Here is a 15,323-nt window from a genome sequence, read left to right as displayed (position 1 = left end):
AAACAATATCTCTTTTGAAAATTACGTTTTCAAAGACACGAAAAGTCGTTGGAACCGTGATGTTATAGTAAATTCATTTTTTTTGCATGAGGTGTTTAAAATTTGAAATCACAAGCAGTCTTTTTTTCGCTATACTTAGTTTACGTTCTACTGAGATAGAAAAGTTTTTCACTTTTTTATTCATTAATCAACCAAGATAATAAAGGAGAGAGTAAAATGAAGAAAAAAACATTGGTAACTTTATTTGCAGGAACGGCAATTTTAGGGGCAAGCATCGCTCCTGCAGCAGCACATGCAACAACGACTGGTACAACACCAGCAAACGTAGAGATGACAAGTGGTTCATTGCCAGGTGGTAATGGTGATGGAGATGACGGAAGCACACAAGAACCAGAACCAGGCTCGAATACAAATTTTGATTTGTTATATGTTCCAACAGAGTTCAAATTTGCTTCGACAGAAGTTAGTTCTGATTTATCAGCGATTTCATTAGATGCAAATGGTACACAAACAAAACGTTATGCGGTCGGGGATGTTCGTGGAACACAAGCTGGTTGGTCAGTTACTGCAGGCGTTGCTGAAATGAAAAATGGTACTGCTACTTTAGAAGGTTCAATTACCTTTGCGCAAACAGGTGCGGTAGCTAAATACGATGAAACAGCAAAAACATACTCACGTGATGTGGCTGCCTTTGCAGCAGACCCAGGAAGCCCTGAATTTGCTGGAACAACTATTCCAGTAGGTGGAGCAGCTGTATCAATTGCTACAGCAGCAGTTGGTAAAGGTCAAGGTACATGGGATTCTGAATTATCAAATGTAAAATTAAACATTACAACACCTAGTTCAAAAATTACAAATGGTGCGTATACAGGTAACGTAACTTGGACATTAGTGGCTGCGCCATAAACAGTTACTAACGAGAATACTGCATTACTAGAAAAGGAGCTGCGCACTGGTGCACGGCTCCTTTTCGATACATAGGAGGAACAAATAATGAAGACAATGCGCTGGCTAATCGTCACAGTTTTTATTTGTGTGATGGCATTAAGCATCCCTTCTGCTGTACAAGCAGAAGAAGCGGATGACAACATGAATACAAAATTTACAGTTAAACCCAATATTCCAGAGAATCAAGCGAAAAATACGCAATCCTACTACGATCTCATTGTGAAACCAGGACAGAAACAAGAAGTAGAACTGTCATTAATTAATAAAACAAATGAAGAATTAACGATTGATTTAAATTTGGCGAATGCTGTGACGAATGACAATGGTTTAATTGTGTACAATGATTTTGAGAAAAAACCAGATTCAAGTTTAAAAGTACCATTGACAACATTAATTAAATTACCTGAGGAACATGTAAAAGTTCCCGCTAAGAAAACCGTAACAGCCAAAATGACTGTCGAAATTCCAGCGAATGGTTTCCAAGGATTAGTTTTGGGTGGTGTTTATGCTTCGCTTGCAGAAGATGAAAAGGAAGAAAAAGGAAAATCAACGGGTTTAACCAGTCGATATGGATTTAATGTAGCAATTGCTTTACGAATGTCAGAAGATACACCGATGTATCTAGCAGAGACTCTTCAATTAGTTAAATTAGTTCCGACCATTGCTTTAGGAAATAAATCGGTCCAAGCGGTTATTCAGAATCCGACATCCGCTATTTTTCCTGAAGTACGTTTAGAAGGAAAAGTAACGAAAAAAGGCGAAACGAAAGAATATGCCAAACGGATTTTACCAAGTGTTCGTTTTGCACCGAATTCAACGATGAACTTCCACTTAGATTTTGGAAAAGAAGATGTACGTCCAGGAACCTATATTTTTGAAGGAGAAGCGGTCTTGAAAGAAGATGAACAACAAGTGTGGCCGTTTAAGCAAGAATTTACCATCAGTAGTCAAGAAGCCAAGAAATTAAACAAAGAAGCAGTAGTGAAATTGGTCCTACCGACTTGGTGGAATCAAGCTTTTTATGGATTGTTAGCTGCAACAATTGTGAGTCTAATTCTAGCTATTTGGCGTTTTACACAACAGAAAGCGATACTAAAACAACAAGCCTATTTACAACAAGAAAAACAGGCAGCCTTGAAAAATAGACAAGGAGTGCGCGATGATGACAGCGAAAAGTAAAGGATCACTTCTGGTGACATTGGGAATACTTTTAACCGTCAGCATTGCGATTCTGACCGCTTCTTCTGAGAGCTTTGCAGAAGAAGCGGGACAAACGAATATCGGTGTGACGTTTTATGGAGGGAAGGCACCTCTAAAAACGAAAGGTGGCACTAAGTCAACAGAACAACCAGTCACTAATAAAGGTAAAAAAACGTCACAACAACAAGACAAAGTGAGCAGAAAAACCACTGCTAAGACGAATCCCACAGCTGCACAGACGTCCTTACCAAGGACAGGTGAACGAAATAGCACGTGGCTTTACAGCCTTGGTATTGCATGTTTACTCGTAGTACTAATAAGTTTCTATTATTTGAATAAAAAAAGGAAAAAGGAAAAATAATGTGCTGTTTTTATAAACAGAGTCAATTGTAGAAGGAGGAATATAGATGGAGATTACGATGTGGATTTGGATTTGTGCTGGCTTGGCCGTCCTTTGTTTTGCTTTATTTTTACTGTTCTTAGTAAATAGCATGAATTTTGTTCATCAAGCAAAGCCTAAGCAGTCTTTAGTAAAACAATCAATGTTTAGTTGGCTGCTTCTGGTGATGTGTGGTGGCTGGGTAGCAATAGCTATCTTGCTGAATATCGCATTACAAACACAATTAACATAAAGACAACCCGTTGTAAGTTTTTGAGAAACTTGCAACGGGTTTTTGTTAACTTTAAAATAAAGAACGGTACAATTTATCAAAAAAGTACAGTAGACATTTGTACCCAACTTAGATAGAAAATAAAGCGCTATCATTATATGATAATTACAGGAGGAGGACACAGCTGTGAATTATAAAATAAGTTATCTCCTTGACGAGTATGCAGGGCAAAAAATTGCGCTCTCTTTGGCTCAACAAATAACCGATCTTTCGCAACGAGAATTAGTGACGCAACTTTCGACAATAGGCGGAGAAGTTCAACAGAATATCGTCAGCATTCCAAACCTTTCCGCAAATGAATGGGGAAAACAACTTTTTCAACAACGTCAAGTGATTTATAGCGAAACAGAAAGACAAGCACTTATTTTTTTGCTCACTTATTCAGAAATCGAAGAACTATCGGTGTATCATTACCAAAATTTTTTAGATGTTTCGAAAGGTACTATTTTAGCTGACATCAAAAAAGTACGACACCAACTAGCAACTGAAAATATTGCTTTATCCTACGAACGAAAACGAGGGTTTTACCTAGAAGGAGATGAATTTCGGATTCGTCGTTTCGGGAAAAATTGGCTTGCCCGCCTCTTACAACAAAAGTCGGGCACCTTTGCTTTATTTTGCTGGCTCAGTCAGCATCAAATGAGCCAATACGCAAAAATGCGTGACGGCATTCAATTAGCCGTCCAGGAAGCGCAGCTTCAACTGGTACCCAGCAGATTGGATGAAATTAGTTACTTTCTTGCTTTTTCTCAAAAAAGATTAGGCAAATATGAAACAGTCGTCTGGCCTGAGAACCAGTTAATTCAGTCCTTACGCGCTTATCCCGTCAGTCGTCGTATTTTAAGTGATTTAGTTGGGCCAGTGGCGAATGCAGAAACTGAGAGTCTTTTTTTCACGATTTGTTTAATGACAGCCTTGCAAGGAGAATTGCGAGATACGAAGTTAGAGTTTTTATTAGATATTTCTGGTGAAATTATTCGGAAAATGGAATTGTTGGCCGTTGTTCAATTTGAACAGCCTCGTGAATTGCTCATGAATGTGTATTATCATCTGGTTCCTGCTTATTTTCGGATTAACTATGGCTTTTACTTGCCGAATGTTTTAATCAAGGATATTCGACAATCGTATCGGTCGCTTTATCATCTTTGTGAACAAGCGTTAGCTCCTTTAGAAAAATTAACGAAACGTTCAATCCCGCCAGAGGAAATCGGTTTTTTCACCATATTATTTGGTGGAGAAATTTTCGGGCAAAAAAATGAACAGCGGCAAGAAAAGCTAAAAGCGCTAATTGTTTGTCCCAGTGGTATCAGTTCTTCGTTGATTTTGCAATCGGAATTGCGTCGGCTATTTCCAATGATTGAATTTAAAGAAACGAATGCGGTGAGGGAAATAGAGAATGTATCTGAAAAAAGTTATGACATCATTTTCTCAACGGTCCCTATTGAAACAGCCAAAAAGGTTTATCTTACCAAGCCCATTATGAGCTCTTTGGAGAAAAATCAATTGATGCACCAAGTTCAATCAGATTGGTTATTGCCAGGTATTTCCATGCCAGATGTTAAAGATATTTTAGATGCGTTAAAACCTTACATTTCCTTAAAAAAAGGAGTCACAGAAGCGCAGTTATATCGTGTCTTGCATCGTAAAATGAACAAAATTTTAGAAAAAGAGGAGGATCTGCGTCCAATGTTATCGGAATTATTAACAACAGAAACAGTCCAAGTCCTGCCTGAAGTTGCAGACTGGCGAGCGGGAATCACAGAAGCTGCCAAGCCGTTATTAAAAAATGGCAGTATTACGGAAAAGTACATTGATGCAATGATTCAAAAAGTCGAATCGTTTGGGCCATTTATCCATATCTGTCCAGACGTAGCATTGCCTCATGCGCGACCAGAAGATGGCGTTAATCAGTTAGGCATGTCATTACTAAAAATCCAAAAAAGTGTCGATTTATTAGAAGATCCTAAGCATGAAATTCACCTTTTTATTTGTTTAGCTGCTTCAGATAACGAAACACACTTACGGGCCTTATCTAGTCTGACAAAAATTCTATCAAAAAAAGAATCATTACATCGCTTAGTGGCGGCTGAAACCGTCCCAGAAATACTATCAATTATCCAAGAAGGAGAGAAATAAGATGAAGATTTTTACAGTTTGTCAAAGTGGTTTAGGAACAAGTTTTATGGTGCAAATGAATATCCAACAAATTTTAGAGGAAGTCGGTGTTGATACAGATAATTTTCAAATTGATCACACAGATGTCGGGAGTGCCAGTGGTGATATGGCTGATTACTTCTTTGTCGAAAAAACATTGCAAGATGCTTTAGGGTCAATTCCTGCTGAAAAAATCATTCCTTTAAATGCGATTATTGATTACGATGAAACGAAGGAGAAAGTCTTGAAAGTTTTAGATGACAATGGCATTGCACATCAATAAGAAGGAGGAAAAACATGGAAACTTTATTGAATTTATTTGTTTCAATTGTTAGCCAGCCAGCGATTCTGGTTTCATTAATTGCTTTGTTGGGATTAGTTTTACAGAAAAAGAAATTTTCTGATGTTGTTCAAGGAACGTTGAAAACATTCGTCGGCTTCTTAGTTTTAATTGGTGGCGCAGGGCTATTGGCGAACTCATTAACGCCCTTTGCGGAGATGTTTCAAACCGCATTAAATACACAAGGCGTGGTGCCTAGTAATGAAGCAGTTGTAGCGATTGCCTTGCAACAATATGGGACACCAACTGCTCTGATTATGTTGGTAGGCATGGTTGTTAATATTCTGTTGGCGCGTTTTACACGTTTTAAATATATCTTTTTGACAGGTCAAGCGATGATGTACGTTTCGTGTTTGACAGCCGTTATTTTAGTGGGGGCCGGTTTTAGCGTTAGTTTACCAATGATTCTTTTAGGTGGTTTATTTGAAGGAACTTTATTAACAGTGACACCTGCTCTTTGTCAGCCCTTTATGAAACAAATTACTGGAAATGATAAAGTAGCAATGGGGCATACAGGGAATATTGGTTATGCGGCAAGTGGCTTTATTGGAAAAGTCTTTGGGAATAAAGAAAAGTCAACGGAAGATATTAAAATTCCTAAAAGTTTTGGTTTTTTAAGAGACTCAACCATCTCAATTATGATTTTGATGTCGATTGTCTATGTGATTTTGGCTTTGCTGGCTGGGACAGGCTATGTCGAGCATGAGTTAAGCAATGGCGAAAATGCGATCATCTTTTCATTAATTCAAGCAGGAACCTTTACGGCTGGTTTCGTAGTGGTTTTACAGGGTGTGCGGATGGTTTTAGGAGAAATTGTGCCAGCTTTCCAAGGAATTGCTAAAAAATTAGTGCCTAATTCTAAACCAGCACTTGATGTTCCCATTATCTTTCCTTATGCGCCAAATGCTGTCTTGATTGGGTTCTTTGTGAGCTTTATTGTGGGAACTATTTCAATGTTAGCGATGGTTGGTCTGAATACCACCGTGATTATACCAGGTGTTGTCGGGCACTTTTTCTGTGGTGCCGCGGCAGGCGTTTTTGGAAATTCCACAGGGGGACGTCGGGGAGCGATTTTAGGGGCTGCGTTTAATGGCTTATTAATTAGTTGGTTACCGTTATTCATTTTACCAGTCTTGGGTGATCTACAGTTAGCATCCTCAACGTTTGCGGATACAGATTATTTAATCCCAGGCCTATTTTTAGGCAAATTAGGTGAGGCAGGTCCGAGTCTTTTAGTAGGAGGAATCATTGCTTTTGTAGTGGTTGTTCTTTTGGCTAGCGCTGTTTTGACTATGCGGGAGAAAAAAGTCGCCGAAGAAAACTAAGTGCTTTGTTCTAAAAAGGCAAGTGGGACAGAAGTCGTTTTGACTTCTGTCCCATTTGCCTTTTACCATTGTTCTTGGATAAACTGTGCAATTTGTTTCCGCGCTTGTCGTCCTTCTGGCAAGTATTGTTTCATTGCGAAAACGTGTTGCATGCCAGGCACCAATCGGCAAGTATCTTGTGGTCGTGGCCCTAATTGTTTTAAAAATTGGTGATAGGAAGGACAAAAAACTTCATGTGTGCCGCCCACGAAAAAAAGTGGCGGAAATTTTTGATAATCAAAGGACAAGCAATTTAAAGAAAGCGTGGAGTGATTAGCCGTGTCATCAATCTCTTGGGCAATTAATTGTAAATAGTTCATGCCAATCATTTTGTCCTTTTTTTGATAACTTTTGGCAACAGGAATGTCTAAATGTCCATCTAACCAAGGAGAAATTAAAACAGCAGCTTTGGGTAAGCGTTCAGGGAAATCGGTGGCTAAATTCTGCAATACGTTTAAAACCAATGTGCCACCAGCAGAATCACCTAATAAAATAACATCTTCGGGATCATAATGCTGTAAAATTTCTTGATAAGCAGCATAGCAATGATTATAAATATCAGCAAAAGACTTATTTGGTGCTAATGGATATACAGGGATAAAATAATCTGTTGCAAAAGAGAGATCTTCAATTAGTTTATAACTAAAGTCTAATTGGCTATAGGCGAGATTCAATGTAAAGCCCCCACCATGCAGGTACAGTACAGCTTTCTTGGTAGGTGCAATAACGGAGTTTGACATGCGATACATCGTAGGAAATTGAGTTATTTCTTGAAGAGGAAAAAGATGACGTAAATGTTTTGGCAAAGTTACTTGTTCATTTAATGATCGTTGCCAATGATAAAAAGCCTTGGTGACTTTCGGATTTCGTTCAAGTCGAGCAATTTGGGAAAGACGTAAAGAATCTTCAAAAAGACAGGCTTTTAAGGATTTTTGACGAGAACGTGCGTGGAACAAATATGCGCTAGCTAACAACAAACCAATCGATTTCTTTTTCAATTAGGGCCCTCCATTCAGCAAAAAGTAAATCATTTTTTCTACAGTATAACATTTTAAAAGTAGAACAACGAAATTTGTTGAAGGGATGAAAGGACGGTTTAAACGAATGTACGTATTTATTTGTGGTTGCGTAAAGTAAATGATTGTAGTAAATTAAATGAGATTAAGAGGTCCGGTGAATGGGCGCGTTCACGGCAAGGAGAGAAGTAGGATGACAAATAAAAAGGTTACAATTAAAGATGTTGCCAATGACTCAGGTGTCTCTATTACTACCGTTTCACAAATTTTAAACGGGAATGGGGCACGGTTTAGTGGGAAAACGGTCGAAAAAGTATTAGCTGCAAAAGAGCGATTAAACTATCAACCCGACTATTTTGCGCAACGTATGGTGATGAAAAAAAGTAAGACGATTGGCGTAATCGTACCTGATATTACCAACCCATTTTTTGCGCAATTGATTCGAGGAATTGAAAGTGTTTTATACAAAGAAAATTTTATACTGATGTTATGCAATGCGGACCAAGATGTTACAAGAGAACATGAATATTTAACAGAGTTGATTCGTCGCAGTGTCGATGGTTTTGTGATTGCAAGTTCTGAAATTTCCAATCAAACGATTAATGAAACGCTACGTGCGAAAAAGATTCCGTTTATTGTACTTGACCAAAAAAAAGCAGAAGGCTTTAGCGACGCTGTTTTGACAGACGATTATAGAGGTGGGCAACTAGCAGCAAAGCATTTACAAGAGCAACGACATGAACAGGTCGTCGTGGTAATGCCACCACATGCGCCAGTCAATATTCAGCAACGGTTAAAAGGTTTTTGTTCTGTTTATACGGAAAAGGTCCAGTTGATCGAAACAGAATTATCAAAAACCGGCGGCTACCAAGCTGTCCCCGAAATTTTAAAAACAGAGAGCACCGGAATTTTTGCTATCAATGATGAAATTGCTTTTGGTTTATATCGAGGATTAGCAGAAGCGGGCAAAAAAATTCCTGAGGATTATAGTATTATTGGTTATGACAATGTTGATATGTGCGAGTATGTTTCGCCGCCGCTAACAACAATTGCTCAACCTGTTTTTCAATTGGGGCAAACTACGGCGACTTTATTATTGGAAAGAATCCATCAGCCTGCAAAAGGTTGGGAGGAGCAAACCTTACCGGTCCAACTGATTGAACGATTTTCGACAGCACCCTTGAAATAGCTTTCAAGGTGTGCTATATTTTTGTTGTGGAATTAAAACGTTTTACTAAAACGTTTTAATTAGAATGAAAAAATAAATTTTATTGAGGTGGATGAAAATGAACGCGGTTACAATTATCGGGAGTATCAATTTAGACACAACATTAAGAGTCAAAGAAATGCCAAAACCAGGCGAAACAATTCACGCCATTGAACATTTTACAGCGGGTGGTGGTAAAGGAGCGAACCAAGCAGTCGCAGCGAAACGTTCAGGTGCAGAAACATATTTTATTGGTGCTGTGGGAAATGATGGCGCTGGAGCTATGATGACTGATTTAATGAGTCAAGATGAAATTAATTTAACTGGGGTCACCACTTTAGAGAAAACAGCTACTGGCCAAGCCTTTATTATGGTAGATAACGCTGGTGAAAATAGCATTATGATTTACGCGGGAGCCAATAACGCCTTTACGCCAAAACAAGTCCAGGAACATCAAGAAATTATTGAAAAAAGTGATTTTGTGATTGCCCAATTTGAAAGTGCGATTGATAGTACGATTGCAGCGTTTAAAATTGCTAAAAAAGCAGGTGTCAAAACGATTTTAAATCCCGCACCTGCGTTAGAACAAGTTCCTGAAGAATTACTAAACGTGACAGATATGATTGTACCAAATGAAACAGAAACCGAAATTTTAACAGGCATTAAAATCACAGATGAAGCGAGTATGCGTAAAGCCGCAGAAGCACTTCATCAATTAGGGATTGAAGCAGTAATTATTACAGTAGGTAGTAAAGGAGCCTTTTATGACGTCAATGAACGAAGTGGTATTGTGCCTGCTTTTAAAGTGAAAGCGGTTGATACAACGGCTGCTGGCGATACTTTTATTGGCGCATTAAGTAGTATATTAGAGAAAGACTTTAGCAATTTGGAAGAAGCTATTCGTTATGGAAACAAGGCATCCTCACTGACTGTTCAACGTTTTGGAGCCCAACCTTCGATTCCTTATCAACACGAATTGGCAGACAAATAAAAAGGAGCGAGCGACATGAAAAAAACAAAAGTTATTAATTCAGATATTTCCCGCGTTATCGCACAAATGGGTCATTTTGATAAATTAAGTATTGGTGATGCGGGCATGCCAGTGCCTCGAACTACAGAAAAAATTGATTTAGCAGTTACCAATGGTGTCCCTAGTTTTATGGAAGTTTTAAACAATGTTCTTGAGGAATTGGCAGTTCAACGAATTTATTTAGCAGAAGAAATTAAAACAGAAAATCCTGATATGTTGACAGCAATTAAAACTCGTTTACCAGAAACTCCCATCAGTTTTATTCCTCATACAGAAATGAAACAAGAATTAAACAACTGCCATGCATTTATTCGGACAGGGGAAATGACCCCTTACGCAAATATTTTATTAGAAAGTAACGTTGTCTTTTAAACGAGAGAGGGGAAATAGAGATGAATGCGACTGCATTATTAATCGGTTTAGGACCGCTTCTAGGTTGGGGGCTTTTCCCAACAATCGCTTCCAAAATTGGTGGTCGTCCAGTGAATCAAATTCTCGGGACCAGTTTAGGAACATTAATTTTTGCCGCTATTTTTTCAATGATTAATGGTTTAGCTTTTCCAACGGGCATGGATTTATTCTTTTCAATTTTATCTGGTGTCGGTTGGGCCTGTGCGCAAATCATTACGTTTAAATGCTTCACGATGATTGGGTCATCACGTGCTATGCCAGTAACGACCGCGTTCCAACTTTTAGGTGCTTCTCTCTGGGGTGTCTTTTTCTTAGGAAACTGGCCAGGTGCGACAGCCAAATTGTTAGGCGCATTTGCCTTAGTGTTAATCATGATTGGTGCCAAAATGACGGTCTGGTCGGAAACGGAGTCCGCTGAGAGTGTTGGGATTATGAAAAAAGCAGTTCTTCTATTAGCCGTTGGTGAAATCGGCTATTGGGCGTACTCTGCAGCACCCCAAGCGACGGCAATTGATGGCATGCATGCCTTTTTACCACAAGCAATAGGCATGGTAATTGTCGCAGTTATTTACTCAGCAGTTGTCACTATTAAGGGTGGGGAAATATCGCCATTTATAGAAGCTGTTTCTTACAAACAAATTTTTTCAGGCTTTTTCTTCGCCTTTGCAGCGTTAACTTATTTAATTTCAGCGCAGCCAGATATGAACGGCTTGGCAACGGGCTTTATTCTATCCCAAACATCAGTTGTGCTTGCAACGTTGACAGGTATTTGGTTCTTAGGTCAAAAGAAAACAGCCAAGGAAATGACCGTAACGATTATCGGCTTAGTTTTGATTTTGGCAGCAGCTACGATCACAGTGATGATTTAAAAAAGTATTCAACGACCTATTATTCAGGGCGTTGAATACTTTTTTTTATTTGTTCTAAAAATAATGCAGCAGCTGTGGAAAGAACCGTATTTTTGCGCCAAATTAAACTAATTTTGGCTGTTAAAGCAGGATATAGCGGGATAAAACGTAAATTTGTTTGCTTTGTTTCTAGAATACCATCAATGCTTAGGGCGCTACCTAGCCCAGCTTCTACCATCAGTGAAGCGTTGTAAAGTAAGTTGTAGGTCCCAACGATTCGGAACTGATCTAGACTTGCTTCGAGCCAATCAGAGAGTTGGCTCGGAACTTGTGCTTGTCGAGAAATAAATAAAGGTTCTTCTTTTAAATCGGCTGCAGTAATAACATTTTTAGTGGCTAAGGGATGGTCCTTTACAGTAATTAAGCCCCATGTATCTACAATTGGTAATGTTAAATAGCTATATTTTTGTTTAGGTGCAGGCTCAATAATTAAACCAAAATCTAATAATCCTTTGTCTAGCCGTTCTATTACATCATCTGCATTCCCACTGTATAAATGAAGGTGAATATCAGCTGAGTGATGGCTTGTTATTTGTTGTAGTGCATTCGCTAAAAAAGACATAGCTTTTGTTTCGCCGCCACCAATCGTGATTTCGCCATTAATGAATTCATTTTGCGACAAGTTGGTGACTGTTTTATTCGCTAAGCTTAAAATATCTTGCCCTTGTTTAGCTAAATATTCTCCTTCAGGTGTTAGTTGTATTTGTCGATTTCCTCGTATAAATAATGTCACGCCTAATTCTTCCTCTAATTCTTTTAATTGCTTAGATAATGTTGGTTGTGATACATGCAATTGTTTGGCTGCGCCACTAATCGTTTTTTCTTGGACCACTGCTAAGAAATAGTGAATCACTCGTAATTCCATTACTTTCCCTCCTATAACTAAAACGCATACTTATCTATTTATTATAAGTATTAGACAGAGGAGTTGTCACGTATTACGATAAATTTAGCAAAAGGAGGCGATTAGGAATGCTTACAAAAAATCTCCAAGAACTAATTGCAACAGGTAGCATTGATAAAGATGAACCACTATTTCAACTTATTCATCAGATTCAAGAGGAAAATAGTCGCTATTTAATAGAATTAAATCAACAAGCCTATACACATAATGAAGTAAGGAATCTTCTTGCCACGATTATCCAAGACAAAATTGACGAAACCGTTACGATTTTATTGCCTTTTTATACAGATTTTGGACGCAATATACATTTTGGTAAAAATATTTTTATTAATCGGGCAGCTATGTTTGTTGATTTAGGGGGCATTATAATTGAAGACAATGTTTTAATTGGTCCGCGCGTTAATCTCTTAAGTGTCAATCATCCGGAAATGCCAATGAAACGGCGAGGCGTATTGCTAGCACCAATTACCATTAAAAAATTTGCGTGGTTAGGTGCGGGTGTCACTGTTTTACCAGGTATTACGATTGGTGAAAATGCTATCGTAGCAGCTAATGCGACTGTAACTAAAGATGTGCCAGCTAACGCTATTGTTGCAGGAACACCAGCTAAAATTATTCGTTGGATTCAGGAAGATAAGGAGGAAATATAATGAAATCATTATCAGAAAAAGTTATTGTTATCATGGGCGCTTCCAGTGGCATCGGTGAGGCAACAGCCCGTTTACTTGCCAGAAAAGGAGCGAAGTTAGTCATTGCAGCACGTCGACAAGAACGTTTAATTGCTATAAAAAAAGAACTTCCTGAAGCAACGATTCTCGTGCAACAAGCAGATGTAACGAAAGAAGAGGAAGTTCAGCGTGTAATCAAGCTTACAATGGAAAAATATGGACGAATTGATGTTCTTTTTAACAATGCAGGAGTTATGCCAACGGCGCCTCTTATTGAAGCACCAAAAGGAGAATGGCGTCAAATGCTAGATATTAATATTATGGGTGTTTTAAATGGCATTGCGGCAGTTCTTCCAATTATGGTTGAACAAAAATCAGGGCAGATTATTGCTACTGATTCTGTGGCAGGACATGTCGTTTATCCAGATTCGGCTGTCTACTGTGGAACAAAGTTTGCTGTTCGAGCAATTATGGAAGGATTGCGACAAGAACAAAGAGAGAATAACATTAAATCAACGATTATTTCACCAGGTGCTGTACAAACAGAACTTTATCAAACAATTTCTAATCGAGTAGTAGCTGAAACGTTACATCTAGAACAGTTAAGTTGGGGCTTAAAGGCGGAAGACATTGCGCAAGCAGTGGTCTTTGCCATAGACACGCCAGATCGTATGTCAATCAGTGAAATGGTTGTTCGCCCGACCACACAAACGATTAAAAAAAGTATTCCTAGAAAGGAATACTTTTTTTAATCGTGATTGTTCGTTTTTTACAGAATTTAGAATTTGATATTTACTTATTTGTTGGTTTATTATATGATTAAACACGTTGTTTCATTAATAAATTGAATATTTTACGAACATTGTAAAATATTTAGATTTTAGGAGGACGGAACATGAAAGAAAAAATAAGTTCATATTTTGAACTTGAACAATTGAATACGAATATGAAACGAGAAATGTTAGCTGGTTTCACCACATTTATCTCAATGGCGTATATTTTGTTCGTTAATCCAACCGTACTTGGTGCTTCTGGCATGGACGAAGGCGCTGTTTTTACTGCCACCGCTTTAGCGAGTGCTTTAGGTTGTATTTTAATGGGTGTGTTGGCGAAATATCCGATTGCGACAGCACCAGCTTTAGGAATTAATGCATTCTTTGCTTATTCAGTCTCTGTTGGTATGGGGATTCCTTGGCAAACGACATTAGCAGGCGTTTTTGTGGCTTCATTGATATTTATTTTAATTACAATTTTTAAATTACGCGAGCTAATTATTGATGCAATTCCTGCAGACTTGAAATTTGCTATTTCAGGTGGAATCGGGTTGTTTATTGCTTTTCTTGGTTTAAGCCAAGGTGGCTTAATTGTGGCTAATGATGCGACACTTGTTGGCTTAGGACCTTTGAATGTTGGTTCAACGTGGGTCACCATTGTCGGCTTAGTCGTAACTGCAATTTTGTTAGTTCGTCGAGTACCAGGTGGTATTTTTATTGGAATGGCGATTTCAACGATTGTTGGTTTAGCGACAGGGGTTATTCCAATGCCTGATAAGATTATTTCAAGCGCGCCAAGTTTAGAACCAACATTTTTAGTGGCGTTAGGACATGTGAAAGATATCAATACGATTCAAATGTGGGTCGTGGTTTTAACGTTCCTATTAGTAACATTCTTTGATACGGCTGGTACGTTGGTGGGCTTAGCCAATCAAGCAGGTTTTATGAAGGACAATAAAATGCCGCGTGTGGGGAAAGCTTTAGCCGCTGATTCAACAGCGATGTTAGCTGGTTCTCTACTAGGGACATCGCCAGTTGGTGCATATGTTGAATCATCTGCGGGGATTGCTGTGGGTGGTCGTTCAGGAATCACAGCTATTACAACCGGGATTTTATTTATTTTCAGCTTGCTATTTTCTCCTTTGTTAGCAGTTGTCACTTCGCAAGTTACAGCACCAGCGTTGATTATTGTTGGTGTTTTGATGGCACAATCCTTAAGCAAAATTAAATGGAACGAGATGGAAATTGCGATTCCTTCCTTCTTAATCTTGTTAGGAATGCCATTGACATACAGCATTTCAGATGGGATTGCCTTAGGCTTTATCTTCTATCCAATTACAATGATTGCGGCAAAACGCGGGAAAGAAGTTTCGCCAATTATGTATGGCTTGTTCTTTGTTTTTGTCGGATTCATGTGGATCCTGAATGCGCAATAAGCAAGAGAGAAAGTTATCAAATAGTTGATTCATAAGACAATGAACTTATGAATCAACTATTTTTTTCGACTAAGCACTAGAAAAACGCCCCTTATTTGATGTATAATTTGCAAAGACATTGACCTGTGAAGATACAGGAACAGAGAGGAATTAATTGAGTGAAATATACAGAAATTATGATTTCAGGTAGTAGTTTCTGTTGAAATGTATTGAGAATACTGGTTTTTAAGGTCTTTTTTCGTACAGTAAATAAGTTCAAAAAGCAATGATTGTTAGCTCTTGTGTTAGCGGTT

General features: G+C 38.4%; 16 protein-coding genes. 14 read left to right on the top strand and 2 right to left on the bottom strand.

The window, feature by feature from the left end; all coding sequences use genetic code 11:
- Positions 1-216: 216 nt before the first annotated feature.
- From IGM09_RS11450 to IGM09_RS11420, 7 genes are all read left to right on the top strand, one after another.
- A complete protein-coding gene (locus tag IGM09_RS11450) occupies positions 217-906 on the top strand; it encodes a WxL domain-containing protein (protein ID WP_010713776.1) in 690 nt (229 codons plus the stop codon).
- Positions 907-993: 87 nt separating this feature from the next.
- Positions 994-2,127: a DUF916 and DUF3324 domain-containing protein gene (locus tag IGM09_RS11445; RefSeq protein WP_010707083.1), complete on the top strand. Its 1,134-nt coding sequence runs from the start codon at positions 994-996 to the stop codon at positions 2,125-2,127.
- A complete protein-coding gene (locus tag IGM09_RS11440; RefSeq protein ID WP_016616802.1) occupies positions 2,108-2,509 on the top strand; it encodes an LPXTG cell wall anchor domain-containing protein in 402 nt (133 codons plus the stop codon). The genes IGM09_RS11445 and IGM09_RS11440 overlap by 20 nt, the downstream gene beginning before the upstream one ends.
- 46 nt (positions 2,510-2,555) lie before the next feature.
- Positions 2,556-2,780 carry a hypothetical protein gene (locus tag IGM09_RS11435; protein ID WP_002378909.1) on the top strand — a complete coding sequence of 75 codons (225 nt, stop codon included), beginning with the start codon at positions 2,556-2,558 and terminating at the stop codon, positions 2,778-2,780.
- A 165-nt stretch (positions 2,781-2,945) separates the two neighbouring features.
- Positions 2,946-4,955, top strand: coding sequence for a BglG family transcription antiterminator (locus IGM09_RS11430; protein ID WP_010823962.1), 2,010 nt, complete (start codon positions 2,946-2,948; stop codon positions 4,953-4,955).
- Between the two features lies 1 nt (position 4,956).
- Positions 4,957-5,256 (top strand): PTS sugar transporter subunit IIB, encoded by a 300-nt coding sequence (locus IGM09_RS11425; RefSeq protein WP_002367331.1) that lies wholly within the window; start codon positions 4,957-4,959, stop codon positions 5,254-5,256.
- Positions 5,257-5,270: 14 nt separating this feature from the next.
- Positions 5,271-6,638 carry a PTS ascorbate transporter subunit IIC gene (locus tag IGM09_RS11420; protein WP_002355097.1) on the top strand — a complete coding sequence of 456 codons (1,368 nt, stop codon included), beginning with the start codon at positions 5,271-5,273 and terminating at the stop codon, positions 6,636-6,638.
- A 62-nt stretch (positions 6,639-6,700) separates the two neighbouring features.
- Here the strand turns inward: IGM09_RS11420 and IGM09_RS11415 are convergent, their stop codons facing one another.
- The gene (locus IGM09_RS11415; protein WP_016616801.1) at positions 6,701-7,675 is read right to left on the bottom strand and encodes an alpha/beta hydrolase; all 975 of its coding nucleotides are present in this window, start codon (positions 7,673-7,675) and stop codon (positions 6,701-6,703) included.
- Positions 7,676-7,886: 211 nt separating this feature from the next.
- On the opposite strand from IGM09_RS11415, the gene rbsR reads away from it, so the two are divergent.
- From rbsR to rbsU, 4 genes are all read left to right on the top strand, one after another.
- The gene (gene rbsR, locus IGM09_RS11410; protein WP_033625158.1) at positions 7,887-8,882 is read left to right on the top strand and encodes a ribose utilization transcriptional repressor RbsR; all 996 of its coding nucleotides are present in this window, start codon (positions 7,887-7,889) and stop codon (positions 8,880-8,882) included.
- A gap of 91 nt (positions 8,883-8,973) precedes the next feature.
- Entirely contained in the window at positions 8,974-9,891 is a 918-nt protein-coding gene (gene rbsK / locus IGM09_RS11405) for a ribokinase (RefSeq protein ID WP_016616800.1), read from the top strand.
- Positions 9,892-9,906: 15 nt separating this feature from the next.
- Positions 9,907-10,302: a D-ribose pyranase gene (gene rbsD, locus IGM09_RS11400; protein WP_002355102.1), complete on the top strand. Its 396-nt coding sequence runs from the start codon at positions 9,907-9,909 to the stop codon at positions 10,300-10,302.
- 20 nt (positions 10,303-10,322) lie between these two features.
- Positions 10,323-11,210 (top strand): ribose/proton symporter RbsU, encoded by an 888-nt coding sequence (rbsU, locus tag IGM09_RS11395; RefSeq protein WP_113826087.1) that lies wholly within the window; start codon positions 10,323-10,325, stop codon positions 11,208-11,210.
- 19 nt (positions 11,211-11,229) lie between these two features.
- Here the strand turns inward: rbsU and IGM09_RS11390 are convergent, their stop codons facing one another.
- Entirely contained in the window at positions 11,230-12,114 is an 885-nt protein-coding gene (locus IGM09_RS11390) for a LysR family transcriptional regulator (protein ID WP_010776129.1), read from the bottom strand.
- A 107-nt stretch (positions 12,115-12,221) separates the two neighbouring features.
- On the opposite strand from IGM09_RS11390, the gene IGM09_RS11385 reads away from it, so the two are divergent.
- The 3 genes from IGM09_RS11385 to IGM09_RS11375 all read left to right on the top strand — a co-directional run bounded on the left by IGM09_RS11385 (position 12,222) and on the right by IGM09_RS11375 (position 15,030).
- Positions 12,222-12,803: a DapH/DapD/GlmU-related protein gene (locus tag IGM09_RS11385; protein WP_002375707.1), complete on the top strand. Its 582-nt coding sequence runs from the start codon at positions 12,222-12,224 to the stop codon at positions 12,801-12,803.
- Complete coding sequence (locus IGM09_RS11380; protein ID WP_113826086.1) at positions 12,803-13,573, top strand: SDR family oxidoreductase; 771 nt, start codon at positions 12,803-12,805, stop codon at positions 13,571-13,573. Before IGM09_RS11385 ends, IGM09_RS11380 begins: the two co-directional genes overlap by 1 nt.
- A gap of 143 nt (positions 13,574-13,716) precedes the next feature.
- Positions 13,717-15,030, top strand: coding sequence for an NCS2 family permease (locus tag IGM09_RS11375; protein WP_002355107.1), 1,314 nt, complete (start codon positions 13,717-13,719; stop codon positions 15,028-15,030).
- The last annotated feature ends 293 nt before the right edge of the window (positions 15,031-15,323 follow it).

It is taken from the genome of Enterococcus sp. DIV0167 (assembly GCF_050541555.1).
Classification (GTDB): Bacteria; Bacillota; Bacilli; order Lactobacillales; family Enterococcaceae; genus Enterococcus; species Enterococcus faecalis.
This window is presented reverse-complemented; position numbering and strand designations above follow the sequence as displayed.